This is a genomic window from Arthrobacter castelli DSM 16402 (assembly GCF_000430705.1).
Taxonomy (GTDB): domain Bacteria; phylum Actinomycetota; class Actinomycetes; order Actinomycetales; family Micrococcaceae; genus Arthrobacter_C; species Arthrobacter_C castelli.
Genome location: NZ_AUMN01000021.1, coordinates 11,728 through 28,202 on the forward strand (window position 1 = coordinate 11,728; position 16,475 = coordinate 28,202).

Consider the following 16,475-nt stretch of genomic DNA (forward strand, 5'->3'; position numbering starts at 1 on the left):
GCCGTACATCGCTGTGAGTGCGACGGACATGGATACCTGAAACTGTCGGTTGGAATAGGCACCGGCGGCGCTGACGTTGGCGCCACCATGACTACGATCGCGATAATTGGAGCAGGCCCCGGACTAGGGGCCGCCGTGGCCCGGCGGTTTGGTGCTGAGGGCTTCGCCGTCGGCCTCATCTCCCGGCATCAAGGACGGGTCGACGCCCTGGCTGATGAGCTGGCTGCTGAAGGCATCGAAGCCAAAGGCTTCGAAGCGAACGTGCGCAACCCTGATTCCATCGCCAAAGCGTTGGAAGAAGTGACAGAGTCACTCGGCCCCATCGAGGTGCTGCAGTACAGCCCGCTGCCGCAGAAGGATTTCATGCGGCCGGTGCTCGAAACCACGCCCGCTGACCTGGAAGGGCCGGTCGAGTTCTCCATCTACGGCCCGGTGGCAGCCGTACACCAGGTCGTGCCGGGAATGCGCTTCCTCGGCGAGAACCGCGGCACCATCCTGTTCGTCAACGGAGGATCGGCGGTCAAGCCCGGCCGTAATGTCACGGGCACCTCGGTCGCTTTCGCCGGGCAGGCCGCGTACGCGCAGTTGCTGCACGAGGCCCTCGGAGAAGAAGGCATTCAGGTATCCCAACTCGTCATCGGCGGCGGAATCATCGCCGGCGATCCGGAGAAGGGCCCGGAGGCGCTGGCCGAACACCTGTGGAACTTGCACACCAAACGCGACCGGTTCCGGGTCCAGGTCAGCGAAGACTGACGATAACCACGTTCTGAATCCAAACCCCCACCAGGAAAAGGAAACTATGACTACCACTGTTAACGCGTACGCATCTCCCTCGGCCACCGAGGACCTCGTTCCCACAACGATCGAACGCCGTGAGGTCGGACCCGAAGATGTACTGATCGACATCAAGTACGCCGGCATCTGTCATACCGACATCCACACTGTGCGCGATGAATGGGGGCCGCAGCCGCACCCGCTTGTTCCGGGCCACGAGATCGCGGGCATTGTCACTGAAGTCGGTTCCAACGTCACCAAGCACGCCGTCGGCGACCGGGTCGGCGTCGGCTGCATGGTCAATTCCTGCGGCGAGTGCGTCAACTGCAAGGCCGGCGATGAACAGTACTGCCTCAACGGCATGGTGGGAACCTATGGCGCGCCAGACCGCGACGGCAGCATCACTCAAGGCGGCTACGCCACCCACGTCGTTGTCACCGAGGACTTTGTGCTCCGGATTCCCGACGGCATCGATCTCGACGTCGCCGCGCCCCTGCTTTGCGCGGGTATCACCACCTACTCGCCGCTTCGCCGCTGGGGCGCCGGACCAGGCAAGAAGGTCGCCGTCGTCGGCCTCGGAGGGCTGGGCCACATGGCCGTCAAGCTCGCCCACGCCATGGGAGCCGAAGTCAGCGTCCTGTCGCAATCGCTCAAAAAGCAGGAAGATGGACTGCGCCTCGGAGCGGAGCGCTACTACGCGACAAGCGACGAGAATACCTTCACCGATCTGGCAGGCTCCTTCGACCTCATCATCAACACCGTCAGCGCAGCCATCGACATCAACTCTTTCCTTGGACTGCTGACCGTGGATGGGGCCCTGGTGAACGTCGGCGCACCCGCAGAGCCGCTGCCGGTCAACGCGTTCTCGCTCATTGGCGGACGCAGGTCCTTCGCCGGTTCCATGATCGGCGGCATCCCTGAAACCCAACAGATGCTGGACTTCTGCGCAGAACACGGGCTCGGGGCCGAAATAGAGGTCATCCCCGCCGACAAAATCAATGAAGCCTACGAACGCGTTCTCGCCTCGGACGTGCGCTACCGCTTTGTCATCGACACCGCCACACTCAGCTGACCGATCGCGCGGAACGGCTGGGGCGGGCCCGTGTGCACGGGCCCGCCTCCAGCCTGCGTAGCCAGAAGCTCAGATAAAGCTGACCAGAACGCTGGCGATGACCACCGAGCCGGAGGTCACCGAGGTGAAACCGCCGACAAGCATCGGCGGCAGCATGGCGTCCGTAAGTTGCTTGCGCTCTGTCTCATCGCGGCCTATGGAACGGGCAACCTCGCTGGTCAGCAGGTAGTCGGCCGGAAAGCCGTACATCGCCGTGAGGGCGACGGACATGCCCAGGCTCGGCTTCCAGCGCAGCAGCTTGGTGGCGATAAAGCCGCCGAGCATGATGCCGCCGAATCCGATGACGAGGATGACGAGCATCGGCACGATGGCTGCGATCACGTCGGAGAGCGAAGCGGTGATGAGCGGCGCCATGACGATCGCGATCACGCCGGCCATGGCGATGCCGAACGAGTTGGAGCGTTCCAGCGTACGCTCCGGCGTCAGGCCGATGGCGGTCGACGCGATGCCGAGCAGGAGCGCCAGGATCGAGGCCGGGATGTGGGTGGGCCCCGCCAGCAATTGGGCCATGGAACCGCCGACCAGGACCATGAAGAGAATGAAGAGCTGGTTGTTGGCGAGCATGTCCGGCAGCGTGACGAGCTTTTTCTTGGTGTCTGCCTTCTGCTTTGTGCCTACCGTCCCTCCCGGACCGTTTTCAGCATCGTCGTGCCCGGCCTGGGCGCCTTCTTCCTGGGCATTCTCGGCGAGCCTGGCGAGCTCGCCGCTGTCCCTCAGGTTGATGGCGAACCGGCGCAGCAGGAAGTTCGTCATCGGCATCGCGGGCAGCGACTGCATCATCAGCACGAGCGAGGGCAGGACGACGATCATGGACGCGACTCCGGCTGCTTCGAGCCCGTCGGTTGTCAGGCTGGTCGCAACAATTCCACCGGCCAGCGGACCGGCTCCGGCAACAAAATAGTCGAAGCCGAACAGCGGAAGCACGACGAGTGCCAGCGTACCCACTGCCACCAGCATTCCCGAGAATGCGATGATCACCGAGCGCCATTGCTGCAGCAGTGTGGGAAGGGGAATCAGCGAGCCCATGTGGAAGAGCAGGGGCAGGACGAGGATCGTATAGGCCTGTGGCAGCAGGGAATCTTCGACGACCGTGTCAGGTACGAGACCGAGCTGGGCGACGACGAAGATGCCCAGCATTGCGACCAGCAGGCTGGGCACGCGGGCCTTGGTCTTGAGCGAGATGAGTTCGCCGAGTGCGATGAATGCCAGCACGATGGCCGCGCTGTAGATCGGTTCCATGAGTGAGCCTTTCTGCCTTCTTCACTGCGCCGTCAGGTGCAGCAAGTGTGCGTGCTTATTGCTCGGGCGTGTTGTGGGCAAATGCGAGGGTAGCGAGGGATGCCGCTTGATCGGGGAGGACGGCGTCGTCGAACTGGACGTGCGGGGAGTGGTTGACCGCCGCCGTCTCCGGATCGATGCCCTTGGGGGTGGCATGGAGCATGTAGAAGGCGCCGGGAACTTCCTCGAGGACGCAGGAGAAGTCCTCCGAGCCCATGATGGGATTGTCCGCTTCGACCACCCGGTCCGCGCCGAACACGTCGGTGAGGGTGCGCAGCAGGTATGCGGCCTCGGCGTCGTCGTTAACGGTCGGCCGGTACGTATTGCTCCAGTCGATTTCTGCGGTGCATCCATGGGCCTTCGCAATCGATTCGGCAAGTTCGGTGGCGTAGATCGGGAAGTCCCGGGTGGTCTCCGGCGAGAGGGTTCGGACCGAGGCGCCCATTGAGGCCGACGGCGGGATGACGTTGATTGCCTCCCCTGCTGAGAGGTTGGTGATGGAGGCGACGACCGGATCGAATACGCTGAAGCGCCGGGTCACCATGACTTGGAGGGCCTGGCAGAACTCGACGAGAGCCGGCACCGGATCGAGGGCGTTCTCCGGCTGCGAACCGTGCCCTCCGGCACCGTGGAACACAACGCGTAGCACGTTGGCTCCTGCCATCATGGTCCCAGGCCGGGTAGTGAAGATTCCCTGTTCGCCGGGCATCACGTGCACGCCGAAAGCGGCGTCGACGCGGGTTCCTGCTGCGTCGAGGACGCCCTCATTGATCATTGGCTCCGCACCGCCGGGGCCCTCTTCGCCGGGCTGGAACATGAAGACGACGTTGCCGCGCAGTTCGTCCTGGTGGGCGGACAGCAGCTTGGCTGCGCCCACCAGCCCCGCGGTGTGAAGGTCGTGGCCGCAGGCGTGCATGTATCCGTTATTCGAGGCATATTCGAGGTCGTTTTCCTCTGCCACCGGCAGTGCGTCCATGTCTCCGCGGAGCAGCACTGTTGGACCCGGAAGTGCTCCGCGCAGCACGGCGACGACGGACGTGAGCGACTCGCCCGTGGTGATTTCGAGGGGCAGATTCTGCAGCGCCGCGAGGACCTGTGCCTGGGTTTTCGGCAGTTCATTGCCCAGTTCCGGGTTCTGATGAAGCTCCCGGCGCAGGGCGATGAGTTCTTCGGCGATATCCTGTGCCTCGCGGGCAAAGTCGACAGTCATGTTTTAGCGTCCTTTCGTCTTTGAATAGGTTTGAATTACCGGTTTGCCAGGCCGATGATGGTGTCCAGCAGGATTTGTCCGCCGTTGGCGACGTCGTCCCAATCGGTGTTTTCTTCGGGGCAGTGGCTGCGGCCGCCGATGCTGGGCACAAAGATCATTCCGGTCGGAGCCACGGTCGCGATGTTCTGCGAGTCGTGTCCGGCGCCGGAATGGATCGGGACCTGGCTGAGCCCGCGCTCTTCGGCCGCGGCGGTGATGATGCTTTGCACCTGCTCGTCCAGCGGTGCTGGCGGCACCGATTGTTCAAAGTCGATGTCGACGTCGAGCCCGTACTCGGCGGCGATCTCTTTGGCCCGGGCGATGAGCGATGATTCCAGCGCAGCGATGCCCTCGGCGGTGGGCTCACGGAAATCGACGGTCACGTGTGCGGCCTGAGGGATTACGTTTGCACCGCCGGGGGCGAATGTGACGATCCCCGAGGTGATCACGGCGCGTTCACTGATACCGGCGGCGACGTCGGGCAGTGAGGCAAGCAAGGCACCGGCTGCCACGCCTGCGTCCTTCCGCGCGTTCATCGGGGTCGTCCCTGCATGGTCGGATCGGCCACGCAGAGTGATTGTGCCTCCGCCGACTGCCACAATGCCGGTCACCACGCCAATATCGATTCCCCGCGCCTCGAGGGTGGGACCTTGCTCAATGTGGAGTTCGACCGAAGAGTCAATGGTGCCCTCGGGCAGGACGGTATTCGCGGCGCGGTCAACATCACCGCCGGCGGCTGTGAAGGTGTCGACGAAACGGTCGCCGTCACGGCCGGTCAGTGCTTCGAGCTCGCTACGCGGGAAGCCCCGGGTGATGGCCCGCGAGCCGAACAGATGCGCGTAGTTGCCTTCCTCGTCGGCGTACACGATGCACCGGACGGGGCGGGCAAGGGCCATACCCTCCTCGTGGATGCGCCGCAGGCACTCCAGCGCGGCGATGGATCCGAGGGCACCGTCGAAAGCACCGCCGTCGGGCACTGTGTCGATGTGGGAACCGGACCAGACGGCGGGACGTGTGGGATCGGTGAGCTCATCCGCCACGGGCGAGGACACGATGAGATTGCCGATGCCGTCGACCGTGACCTCCAATCCCGCCTCGGCGCAGCGGTCGAAGTACCACTGCCGCGCGGCAGCGTCTTCGGCGGAGAACGAGGTCCGCCCCAGCCCTCCCGACGGACGGCGTCCGATATTGCCGAGGTTGATCAAATCTGTCTTCAGCCGCTGTGCATCGATCGAGGTCATCGAATCCTCCAGGATTAAGGGGTCAGGTTTTCACAGGTCCGAAACGTCCGTGTTGGCGCCGCACAGAATGAGGCCAACTTTCTCGTCTTTGCGCGGGGCGTAATCACCAGCGCCACGTGCAGCCGCCAGGGTGGTGGCAGCGGCATGCTCAACCCCGAGTCGGTACTGGTTCCAGAGGTCATGCCGCGCCTGGATAATCGCCTGGTCAGGTACAAGAATCGAGCGCGAGTCTGTGTGCTGGGCTGCATCCAGAGCGAGGGCGGATGCGCGGCGCGCTCCGAGCGAATCGGCAGCAACCGAATCGACCGGAACATCAACCGGAGCGTCCGCCTCCACCGCAGCGTTGAGGGCTCTGCAGTTCTCCGGCTCCACTGCGACCGTCCGGATTCCATGGTGACGGGCGACGGCGGCAACGCCGGCAAACAGCCCTCCTCCCCCAACTGCGACGACGACGGTGTCCAGCTGGGGTTGTTGGGAGAGGAATTCGGCCATCACCGTGCCCGCGCCGGCGGCGATCAATGGATGGTCGTAGGCATGGGACGCCAGCGCGCCGCTGTCGGCGGCGAATTCATCGCAGGCAATACGCGCCTCGGCGTACTCCGCGCCGATCAGGCGGACATCGGCACCATACGTCCGCAGCCGGTCAACTTTGACCTGAGGGGCGGTGGTCGGGAGGAAGACGGTGGCCGGAATACCTTCGTGTTGGGCCGCCCAGGCACACGCCAGCCCTGCATTGCCGCCCGATGCAATGGTGACCCCAGCTTCGGGAAGTGTTCCCGCCTCACGGTTTGCCCGGATGAAGTTCTGTGCGCCTCTGGCTTTGAACGAGCCTGTGTGTTGCATGAACTCCAAGGCGAAATAAGTCTCGAACGGATCGCCGTCGGAATTCGTCCCGGTGCCTGCCCGTGCGACCGGCACAGACCGGACGTGGCCACGGATCCGGATCGCCGCGGCCTGCACGTCCTCGAATGTCACCTGTGACATAGCCCACCGTCCTTGTTGGAACGCATCGGACTCTACCCCATCGACCTATATCCAATTGGAAATTTTACGTCAGTGTTGCGCCCCTCCATCCGTGGGTCGCAAATCCACCGAATCATAAGACGGAACCGAACCAAATCACGGCTAAGTGGTCTAAAGTTGATTAACGGGCTACTGAGGTGAGGTTAGGAAGTGTCGGCATGGCTTACTATGGTGAGCGTCTGTGGCGACCAGAAGATGCCGCACACCTGAGCAGACGGGACCGCCAGCCGGGTGCCTTCCAGGCATATGTGCCCGACGAATTGGGCGACAAGCTTCCGCCGCTCGGTGAAGAAGCGCAGCAAGCTGCGGAGGATGCGCTTCGAGTACTGACCCGCGCCGATGAACGAGTTGGAGCAAATGGCCAATACCTGAATCATTTGTTGATTCGTTCGGAGAGCATCTCCTCGTCCTGGATCGAGGGCAACCGTGTGACTCCGAAAAAATTGGCGGTGGCCGAACTTCTGCAGCAGGGCAGCCGACTCGCACTCGACGTCGTTGCCAATGTCCGCGCGACCGAGGAGTCAATAACTGAACTCGCTGACCTGAACCGTATCGTCACAAGTGCCGACATCGAGCACCTCCAGCATGTCATCGAATCCTCCCTTGGACACGGGCTTCGTACCGAGCAGAACTGGGTGGGTGGTTCCGGCTGGAGTCCTCTCCGCTCCGATTTTGTGCCGCCACCGGAATCTGAGGTCGGCAGGCTGGTTGAAGATCTGGCACAGTTCATTTCTGCCACTGAAGGAAACCCTGTGGTGCGGGCCGCCATCGCGCATGCCCAGTTTGAGACTATTCACCCATTCATCGACGGCAACGGCCGAACGGGACGGGCCCTCATCCACACAGTGCTGCGCCGAACCGACGCGGTACGCAACACGCTGATCCCGATCAGCACCGTCTTCGCTGGAAACACCGACACCTACATTGCCGGTCTCAGTGCATTCAGGGCTGCGCCATCACGCCTGGATGAATGGATCATAGGGTTCGCCCATGCTGCCGAACTGGCCGCAGGAAACGCAGTGCGCTTGGCCACGGACATCGCCAGCCTGAGAGAAGAGCTCTTGGAGCAACTTGTTCAACATCGTGAAGCCCGCGGCGCCGCACCCGCGCGACCTCGACGGGATGCCGTGGTGCTGCGAATTCTTGAATCGCTTCCCGGCGAACCAGTATTGACCGTGGACACAGTCGCGGCGAAGCACGAGGTTTCGTCCGCAGCTGCCCACCGTGCACTCGTCGAACTGGGCGAAGCCCGAATCCTGGGCCGGAACAAGGACCACAAAGGTCGCCTGATCTGCTGGACCGCTGACCGGTACCTCGATCTCGTCAGCTTTACCGAGCGAAGCAACCGCGTCGGGGCAGGCGACACAGCGCAAAATCGCCCACCATTGGCTCCTCCCCTCCCGGACGCTCGACAGGCAGGCAAGCTACAGTCGTCGCCATAACGATTCGAGATGCGCGCGCTCGTACGTCACTCCATCAAAAGTGTCGGAACTGCCGGATAAGTTCGAACCAATCATAAAGTTCGAGCAACGGAGCCGACAATGACTGATCACAACCATGACCGCCAGCCTGACGAGGACACGGCGCCTTCCGCGTTGCCCAACGCCCCCTCCCACGCCTCAATGCCAGAGTGGTATCCAAACCTCTTGGATTCCGTCACGCAACGCATTTCGCTGGGCAGGTTAAGCGCGACGGCCGCAATCACGCGGGAACTCATCGCTACGAAACTGGACAATTGGTAATTTGATCCTTCAACGACAGGATTCTGAAGGGTGGGGAACTAAGGTTATCGATCGTCTAGCCGAAGACTTAAAATCAGAGTTCCCGGACACCAAGGGGCTTTCACCCCGAAATCTGAAGTACATGCGGTCCTTCGCCGAAGCATGGCCAGACTTCGGATTTGTGCAACGCGTTGCACAATTGCCGTGGCGGCACCACATCGCTTTGGTCCAGAAGCTCACAGCCCAGGAAACTCGCCTTTGGTATGCCTTAGCCTCGATTGAGAACGGCTGGTCACATGACGTCCTCGTCCACCAGATAGAAACCCGGCTGCATGAGCGGGCTGGGAAAGCGATATCAAACTTCGAGGCGACAATGCCGCCGTCGGACTCTGACCTCGCCCAACAGGCAACCAAGGATCCGTATATCTTCGATTTCGTTGCCATGACTGACCGCCGCAAACGAACGGGATCTCGAAACCCAGTTGATTGACCATGTCCGGAAATTCCTCCTGGAGCTCGGTCAGGGTTTCGCTTTCGTCGGCCAACAGGTACGCCTCGCCATCGGCGATGACGAGTTCTACGCCGACCTGTTGTTCTACCACCTCAAACTGCGGGCATACATCGTCATCGAACTGAAAGGTGGAAAATTTGACCCCGGGCACCTCGGCCAGCTCGGAATGTACATGGCTGCCGTAGATGACCTGCTTGCTCATTACGACGACAAACCGACCATCGGCCTGCTGCTGTGCAAGAGCAAGGACAGCGTCGTCGCCGAGTACGCGCTCCGCGGCTACAGCACACCAATCAGTGTCGCCGAGTGGAAGACTGAAATCGTCGAGTCCCTCCCAGAGGAATTCGCATCCAGCCTGCCGAGCATCGAAGAGCTCGAAGCGGAGCTGATCGAAGGCCGCCCTGGTTTTTGCCGACAATAACGCGGCCGAGCAGGAAACCAGAGCGACAATCTTTCGCAAGGGTGATGTCGAGAAACGCCCATTGGCTCCGTCCCTGAAATACGCGCGGCTAAAATGAGCCGCATCACATGGAGGAGAAGACAATGGCCAAGTACTTGATGCTCAAGCACTACCGTCACACCCCTGCTACAGAGGACGGCGTGCCCATGACGCAGTGGACTCCGGACGAGGTTTCGGCCCACATGCAATTCATGAACGACTTCGCCGCCCGGCTGCAGGAATCCGGTGAGTTCGTCGACAGCCAGGCAGTCTCTCCGGAGGGGACGTTCGTCCGGTACGACGGCGAGGGCCGCCCGCCGGTTACTGATGGCCCGTTTGCCGAGACCAAGGACCTCATTGCCGGATGGATAGTGATCGACGTCGACAGCTACGACCGGGCCGTCGAAGTCGCCGGAGAACTCTCGGGCGCACCTGGTGCGGGCGGCGAACCGATCCACGAGTGGCTCGAACTGCGCCCGTTCCTGACCGACCAGCCCACCACGGAGGAATGGGATGCGATCCGCCGGGTCCAGCAGTGACCTTGGACGAGGTCCTGCTGCGTGACCTCACGCCGGGCGTGCTGGCGATCCTGTGCCGCCGCGGAGCTGATTTCGCGGCGGCAGAGGACGCCGTACAGGATGCGCTGCTCGACGCTGTTCGCCTCTGGCCCGATGATCCTCCGCGGGATCCGAAGGGCTGGCTGGTCACCGTGGCCTGGCGGCGGTTCATCGACGCCACCCGGGCGGATGCCAGCCGCCGTCGTCGTGAAGAACGTATCGAAGAAGAGCCGGCACCCGGGCCGGCCGCCGGAGCGGACGACACGCTGCAGCTCTATTTCCTGTGCGCCCACCCGTCGCTGACGCCGTCGTCAGCCGTCGCGCTGACGCTGCGCGCGGTGGGCGGGCTGACCACCCGCCAGATTGCGCAGGCTTATCTGGTGCCCGAGGCGACGATGGCACAACGTATCAGCCGGGCCAAGCGGACCGTCTCCGGTGTCCGGTTCGGCCAGCCCGGCGACGTCGCCACCGTGCTGCGGGTGCTCTACCTGATCTTCAACGAGGGCTACTCCGGCGACGTCGATCTTGCTGGCGAAGCCATCCGGCTGGCCCGGCAGCTCGCGGCGTCGTTCGATCATCCCGAGGTGGCCGGGTTGCTGGCGCTGATGCTGCTCCATCATGCGCGGCGAGACGCCCGGACCGCCGACGACGGCGCACTGGTGCCACTGGCTGACCAGGAGCGGAGCCGATGGGACACCCAGCTGATCGCCGAGGGGGACGGGATCCTGCAGGCAGCGCTCGCCCGCGACCGGCTCGGCGAGTTCCAGGCCCAGGCCGCCATCGCCGCGCTCCACGCTGACGCCCCCACCGCCGGCGAGACCGACTGGGTGCAGATCGTCGAGTGGTACGACGAACTGGCCCGGCTGACCGACAACCCGGTGGTGCTGCTCAATCGGGCCGTCGCCGTCGGAGAGGCCGACGGTCCGCGTGCCGGTCTGGCCGCACTCGCGGCGCTGGATGAATCGCTGCCCCGATACGCCGCGGTGGCAGCCTACCTTCATGAGCGTGACGGGGACCTTCCGACGTCGGCCCGCCTGTATGCCGACGCGGCGCACAAAGCGGCCAACCTCGCCGAACGCGACCACCTCACCCGCCAGGCCGCCCGGCTTAACAACCTCATATGATGAATATAAACAACATTCTGAGAAAGTAACATGATTCGTATTCGGGACCCTCGTCGCCTGGGACAGGTGGTGAAGCAGGCACGCACCGAAAAACATCTCACGCAGGCGGAGCTGGCCGAGCGGGTTGGCCTCAGCAGGTCTACTATCGTCGACCTTGAGCATGGGCGGAATACGACCCTGCAAGCAACGCTGAAAGTCCTCAGTTGTCTCGCACTCGATCTGTCGGTCAGCAGTGCGCAGCCATCATTTGAACTTCAATGGACTGCCGACACCACAGCCCGGGCGATCCGCCGTGAGCTTCGTGCAGGCGACCGCGATTTCGCAATGCGATCCCTCATCCAAGCGGCGACGTACTTTGATCGTCTGGACGATAAGGCACGCAGCGTTTTCCTGAACGCCCCGTCGTCGACCGGCAGCAAACGCTGGGACGCTTTGCTGGCTCGTACGTTTGCCTACAAGTGCCGCCAACACGACATAGAAGAGCCTCAATGGACGCAGATCGATCCGTTGACGAGGACTTGGTTTGCGACCAGTCGTCCGTCGATTTCGTCCGCTTGGAAGCGGCGAATGGCGCAGCACACTCCGGATGAATTCCTGGAGGCAAATATCAGGTTTGATGCCCGTGACCTCATTGCCGCATGAGAAATCGGTTGATCGGGTACACGTCTGAGCAAATTCTGCATCTTCTCAGAGACTGCGCCCGGGGCTACTGCTGATCGCCGAACACGTTCGCTTGTTGTTCTTCGTAGAATTCAGCCTCGGCTGGCTCGGGGCGGTCGCTGCCTGTCATCATTCGGTGCCACTGCGGGTAGTAGGCCGGCAACTGTGAGGCTGCGGTGATGCGATCGCGGGCGTTCTGCGGCAACGACAGTTCAGCAGCGTCGAGGTCGTCCTTCAGATGCTGGAAGCTGCGTGCCGCAATCACGGTCCCGTTGATCCCCGGGCGGCCCAGGATCCACGAAATGACCACCTGCGGAATCGACCACCCCAAATCAGCGGCGATCTCGTCGAACAGTTCGATGAGGTTGTAGGCCCGCTCCCAGTCAGTCACGTGCGGTTCCGGCCAATCTGTCCCCTGCCGGGTATCGGACGGTGTCTCGACGCCGCGGCGCACCTTGCCATTGAGCAGCCCTTCCCCGAGCGGACTCCATCCATAGGTCGCCACACCGAGGTCACGTGCTGCCGGGATCACCTCGTATTCAATCTCCCGGGCCTCCGGGGTGTAATAGACCTGTTGGGAGATTGGACCTTCCAAGCCGGCAAGCTTCGCTTCGTACACGGTCTTCGCCAGTTGCCATCCGTTGAAGTTGGAAACGCCCCAGTAGCGGATCTTGCCGGCACGGATCAGCTCGTTGGCGGTGGCGATCGTCTCCGTGATCGGCGTCGCTCCATCCCACTGGTGGATGTAGAACAGGTCAAGGTGGTCGGTGTTCAACCGGGTGAGGCTGTCTTCGACGGCGCGGGTCAGGTGGTAGCGGCTGGCACCTGAATCATTGGGCCCATTACCCGTAGGCATCCGTGCCTTCGAGGTGAGAATGACGTCGTCGCGCTTACTGCCCAACACCTCACCCAGCACACGCTCAGCGTCCCCTGCAGAGTACAGGTTGGCGGTATCGATGAAGTTGACGCCATGGTCCAACGCCTCACGAATTTGTCGTTCGGCGTCCTGGCCGCGGACACCCGCGATTTTTTCGAAGCCTCCACCTGAGCCAAAGGGGATTGTGCCCAAGGCGAGCCTGGAGACGTACAGTCCTGAGTTTCCCAAACGCGTGTATTCCATGAGGAACCTCCTCTCCAGCGGGGCCAGATATGTGCGACTCTACTGCGGCTTTGCGTCCGAGGCACAGGGCGGCAGGCGATATGTTGGACAGATGCCCCGCCTCAGCTCTCCCACCGACGGCACCACCATCGCCTACGACGTCGCCGGTTCCGGCCCGCCCGTTGTCATGCTGCACGGTTCGGCCCTGTCCAAGGCGATCTGGCGCGGGCTCGGCTACGTCGCTGCCCTGCAGGACGAGTTCACCGTGGTGCGCGTGGATCTGCGCGGACACGGGACCAGCGGCAAGCCGCACGACGCCGGCGCCTACCGGATGGAGACCCTGACCGGAGACGTGGTGTCCGTGATGGACGATCTGGAGCTGCCGGAAGCCCACCTGGTCGGGTACTCGATGGGAGCCCGGGTCGGGTTCGCCCTCGCCGCGGCAGCACCTGAACGCGCAACGTCACTGACCTCGCTCGGCGGCACCTATCGGTCCCAGGCCGGGCAAATCGAGAAGGTGTTCTTCCCCGGATACCTGCACGCCCTCCGCACCGGTGGCATGCAGGCCTTCATCGACGGGCAGCAACGCGACGGCTCCGACCTGGGGTCAGCGACGCGTACTGCATTCCTCGCCAACGATCCGGAGGCGATGGCTGCCTACTTTGAGCAGTCCGAGACCGAACCCGGCCTCGGCGAGGACATTCTCGAATCGATGACGCTGCCGACCCTGCTGATGGCCGGCACCGCGGACCGGCCCCGGCACGACGACTCCGAGCGTGCCTCGAAGCTGATGCCGAACGCCCACTTCGTCCCGCTGCCCGAACGCGGCCACGGCAACACCCTGTTCCCGGCCGGGCCGGTGCTGGCCGAACTGCTGCCGTTCCTGCGGCACGGCGGGCGCGAATAGCCACCCGCCGCCGCCGGGTATCAGCCACCACGCCGGGTTCGCATTATCCTCGCGTCAGGTTGTAAAAAGCACGCAGGCAGCGGCTGATGTCTGCATTCCAGAAACACTCGTTCACCTGCTGCCCTAATGCTGGCACTTTGAGGCTACCGAGGAGCCTATGCGGATGTCTTCGAGATTAGGCGTGGCTCCCTATCGCCTGAGATTGCCCGCCATAGCCGGCCGCGGCAGTCTCTGACTTTGGAACTGATCTCTTTGCCGTGGGCCTCGACCCGCGCAGCGGCGACGATCGCCGGTAACGGCCTGGCCAAGGCGACAACGGGCACCATCCGGCGCAAACTCATCAACATCCCCGAGCCGCGACCTCAGTCCGCCGCCTCATCCTCCATCTGCCCCATGACTGGCCGTGGGAGTCCGCTTGGACGAACCTGTTCATCAGCATCAATGCGCCACCACGGCAAATAATAGTCTGACCGACCAGCCGAGACCGGTACGATACGAGGACTCACCAGTGGAGCATACCGAGCAGCGAGGCCCTGCCACCACCCCTGCCCGAAAGCCGCCAGCACAGCCAAAATCAGATCAGACACTCACTCCAAACCTCATTGGCGGATCGACGCTAAGGGTGTGCCCTGGTTGCCCGCACTCCTACGTTGACTTCGTATCTGCATCGTGTGCTAAACAACTAGCGGGCACCTTTTACGGAAGTGATACTGACTTTGTATCCATGGGTGATACAATCTAAGCATGTCTTCTGAAGTGCTGACGACGATCAGCGACCTGGCGGCAGGCCAGTGGGGCCTGCTCACCACAAAACAGGCCGCCGAGCTGGGCGTAAGCCGTGTACAGCTCGCGCGGCTTGCTGATGCCGGCGTGCTCGAACGCATGCAGCAGGGTGTCTACGCGATGGCCTCCAGCACAGACGATTCCCGGGACCTTCGCGCTGCCTGGCTCAGCCTTGACCCGGGTTTCACCGCAGAGCAGCGGATCGCCGACGACCGCGGGGCCATCGTTGCATCCCATACCTCGGCAGCCCACCTGCACGGCATGGGGGACCTACTCTACGACGCACCTGAGTTCAACACCCGCCGCCGCAAGCAAACGGTGCGGGGAATACGCCTGCACCGACTCCAACTGTCCCCTGAGGATGTCGTGCTTGTTGACGGTCTTCCGACCACTTCCCCGGAACGCACCATTGCCGACCTGGTCCGCGGCCGCCACGACCTCACCCACGTCGCCTATGCCATCAGGGACGGGCACCGTTCCGGGGTCCTGGACATCGGAGCCCTCGGCGGGCAACTGGAGCAGGTCGCAGGCCGCACCGGTCACCGCGATGGGACGGAACTTCTGGACCAACTGCTGGACCTCGCAGGACTCAGCATCGCTGCCGTAATGAAATCCACCTTCGGATCGCCTGTCGGCCAGCTTATCGCAGCCTCCGCAATCCGGCAGTACCAGGACTTCATCCGAAAACAGCTCGACATGCCCCGAATCAACTCGAGCCTGTTTCGGGCGGCCAGAGACGCCGGCGTAATCGGCTCAACCCCTCCCGGGGCTTCCCGGGCGGCTGCAGACGTGGCGGCGCTTCTCAAAGACCACATCGATCTTCCGACAGTGCAGAACACGGCCCTGCAGGCCGCAATACGGGACATCTCACCAAGACTCGACCTGGCGCAGATACTGAGCGATTCGAAGGAAATCACCTCAGCTGCGCATGGAAAGACGAGTCAATGAGGGCTCCGGATACCTTCAGGACCAGTCAGGCCTTCTGGCGGGCGATCACCGATCAGGCTAAAGCTGTCGCGAAGGACGGAGGCCGTCCCGTCAATGAAGTCCTGCGCCGGTTCATCCATGAGAGGTTTCTCCTCAGGGTCTTCAGCGGTGAAAGCCGATGGGTGCTGAAGGGCGGCAACGCCGTTCTGGCAAGGGTAGCCGACGCGCGCACCACCCTGGACGTCGACTTGCTGGGGAACTCGAAGATCTGGACCGTGCCGTCGAAGACTTGGTCGCTGCCGCGAAGCAGGAGATGGGCGACCACCTTCGCTTCGAACCGGCACGAGGCGCCGACGGCGGCCAGGGCGCGGATCAACCGGGAGTCGACGGCCGGCGTGTTGTGTTCGATACATACTGCGGCGTGAAGAAGCTGCCTCCCGTCAAGGTCGATTTGGTGGTCGGCTCCCTCATGACCACTTCCCCAGAGGAATTGTCGAGTTCCGTGTTCGATTTCGACGGAGTGGAACCGGTGCGGATGAAGCTCTATCCCGTCGTGGACCACATTGCCGACAAGGTGTGTGCCACGCAGGCCCGGTACGGCTCTGACGGTAGCCAGTCCAGCCGGGTACGCGATCTGGTCGACCTCGTAGTGTTTGCCCGCACTCAGAATCTCGATGGTTCAGCCCTAACGATCGCTCTTGAGCAGGAATGGGCGGCGCGCAGGCTTGAAGGCAGTTTGGCCTTCAAGCCGCCTTCAAGCTGGGCAACCCAGTATCCATCCCTGGCCCGCGGGGTGCGGGCATGCGATGGGTTCACCACGTTTGATTCCGCAACGGCACTGATAGTCCGGCTGCTGGAGCCGGTCCGCAACGGAAAAGCGGATGGCCAACGCTGGGAAAGGTCCACACTTCAATGGACAACCGTTGATGACGATTAGGGCCGTATCACCAAGACTTCGAACCCCAGGCCCCGGGACTTGGGTGAAAAGGGCGGCCCACCAGCTTCGGAAGAGAGGCCACCCTTTCCAACTCGGGATCCTACCGATTCATG

Annotated in this window: 17 protein-coding genes; 12 read left to right on the plus strand and 5 right to left on the minus strand. The window is 62.8% G+C overall.

Annotated elements, in window-relative coordinates:
• The first annotated feature begins 87 nt into the window (after positions 1-87).
• Together H535_RS0117850 and H535_RS0117855 are read left to right on the plus strand one after the other, a co-directional pair.
• The gene (locus H535_RS0117850; RefSeq protein WP_026820620.1) at positions 88-753 is read left to right on the plus strand and encodes an SDR family NAD(P)-dependent oxidoreductase; all 666 of its coding nucleotides are present in this window, start codon (positions 88-90) and stop codon (positions 751-753) included.
• Between the two features lie 46 nt (positions 754-799).
• Positions 800-1,846: an NAD(P)-dependent alcohol dehydrogenase gene (locus H535_RS0117855; RefSeq protein WP_026820621.1), complete on the plus strand. Its 1,047-nt coding sequence runs from the start codon at positions 800-802 to the stop codon at positions 1,844-1,846.
• Between the two features lie 69 nt (positions 1,847-1,915).
• Here the strand turns inward: H535_RS0117855 and H535_RS0117860 are convergent, their stop codons facing one another.
• From H535_RS0117860 to H535_RS0117875, 4 genes are read right to left on the minus strand one after another with little or no spacing between them, the layout of a single operon-like run.
• The gene (locus H535_RS0117860) at positions 1,916-3,145 is read right to left on the minus strand and encodes a hypothetical protein (protein WP_026820622.1); all 1,230 of its coding nucleotides are present in this window, start codon (positions 3,143-3,145) and stop codon (positions 1,916-1,918) included.
• 55 nt (positions 3,146-3,200) lie between these two features.
• Positions 3,201-4,394: a M20 metallopeptidase family protein gene (locus H535_RS0117865; protein ID WP_026820623.1), complete on the minus strand. Its 1,194-nt coding sequence runs from the start codon at positions 4,392-4,394 to the stop codon at positions 3,201-3,203.
• Between the two features lie 35 nt (positions 4,395-4,429).
• Positions 4,430-5,674 (minus strand): Zn-dependent hydrolase, encoded by a 1,245-nt coding sequence (locus tag H535_RS0117870; protein ID WP_026820624.1) that lies wholly within the window; start codon positions 5,672-5,674, stop codon positions 4,430-4,432.
• Between the two features lie 30 nt (positions 5,675-5,704).
• Complete coding sequence (locus H535_RS0117875) at positions 5,705-6,658, minus strand: threonine/serine dehydratase (RefSeq protein WP_026820625.1); 954 nt, start codon at positions 6,656-6,658, stop codon at positions 5,705-5,707.
• Between the two features lie 197 nt (positions 6,659-6,855).
• Here H535_RS0117875 and H535_RS0117880 point away from each other — a divergent pair, with 197 nt between their 5' ends.
• The 6 genes from H535_RS0117880 to H535_RS26445 all read left to right on the plus strand — a co-directional run bounded on the left by H535_RS0117880 (position 6,856) and on the right by H535_RS26445 (position 11,691).
• Complete coding sequence (locus tag H535_RS0117880) at positions 6,856-8,139, plus strand: Fic family protein (protein ID WP_026820626.1); 1,284 nt, start codon at positions 6,856-6,858, stop codon at positions 8,137-8,139.
• A 301-nt stretch (positions 8,140-8,440) separates the two neighbouring features.
• On the plus strand, positions 8,441-8,908 hold the full coding sequence (locus H535_RS30095) for a DUF1016 N-terminal domain-containing protein (RefSeq protein WP_245580371.1): 468 nt from the start codon (positions 8,441-8,443) through the stop codon (positions 8,906-8,908).
• A complete protein-coding gene (locus H535_RS30100) occupies positions 8,901-9,350 on the plus strand; it encodes a PDDEXK nuclease domain-containing protein (RefSeq protein ID WP_245580372.1) in 450 nt (149 codons plus the stop codon). Before H535_RS30095 ends, H535_RS30100 begins: the two co-directional genes overlap by 8 nt.
• A gap of 122 nt (positions 9,351-9,472) precedes the next feature.
• Positions 9,473-9,907, plus strand: coding sequence for a YciI family protein (locus tag H535_RS26440; protein ID WP_035770118.1), 435 nt, complete (start codon positions 9,473-9,475; stop codon positions 9,905-9,907).
• 2 nt (positions 9,908-9,909) lie between these two features.
• Positions 9,910-11,049 carry an RNA polymerase sigma factor gene (locus tag H535_RS0117895; protein ID WP_026820627.1) on the plus strand — a complete coding sequence of 380 codons (1,140 nt, stop codon included), beginning with the start codon at positions 9,910-9,912 and terminating at the stop codon, positions 11,047-11,049.
• A gap of 66 nt (positions 11,050-11,115) precedes the next feature.
• On the plus strand, positions 11,116-11,691 hold the full coding sequence (locus tag H535_RS26445) for a helix-turn-helix transcriptional regulator (protein WP_162144910.1): 576 nt from the start codon (positions 11,116-11,118) through the stop codon (positions 11,689-11,691).
• 64 nt (positions 11,692-11,755) lie between these two features.
• Here H535_RS26445 and H535_RS0117905 read toward each other — a convergent pair whose 3' ends face one another.
• Positions 11,756-12,829, minus strand: coding sequence for an aldo/keto reductase (locus H535_RS0117905; RefSeq protein WP_026820628.1), 1,074 nt, complete (start codon positions 12,827-12,829; stop codon positions 11,756-11,758).
• A gap of 91 nt (positions 12,830-12,920) precedes the next feature.
• On the opposite strand from H535_RS0117905, the gene H535_RS0117910 reads away from it, so the two are divergent.
• From H535_RS0117910 to H535_RS28625, 4 genes are all read left to right on the plus strand, one after another.
• Positions 12,921-13,715, plus strand: coding sequence for an alpha/beta fold hydrolase (locus H535_RS0117910; RefSeq protein ID WP_026820629.1), 795 nt, complete (start codon positions 12,921-12,923; stop codon positions 13,713-13,715).
• Between the two features lie 744 nt (positions 13,716-14,459).
• Positions 14,460-15,446 carry a type IV toxin-antitoxin system AbiEi family antitoxin domain-containing protein gene (locus H535_RS27985; protein ID WP_051299498.1) on the plus strand — a complete coding sequence of 329 codons (987 nt, stop codon included), beginning with the start codon at positions 14,460-14,462 and terminating at the stop codon, positions 15,444-15,446.
• Entirely contained in the window at positions 15,443-15,850 is a 408-nt protein-coding gene (locus H535_RS30110; protein WP_051299499.1) for a hypothetical protein, read from the plus strand. Before H535_RS27985 ends, H535_RS30110 begins: the two co-directional genes overlap by 4 nt.
• Positions 15,739-16,362 (plus strand): nucleotidyl transferase AbiEii/AbiGii toxin family protein, encoded by a 624-nt coding sequence (locus H535_RS28625; RefSeq protein WP_245580373.1) that lies wholly within the window; start codon positions 15,739-15,741, stop codon positions 16,360-16,362. Before H535_RS30110 ends, H535_RS28625 begins: the two co-directional genes overlap by 112 nt.
• Positions 16,363-16,475: the final 113 nt, after the last annotated feature.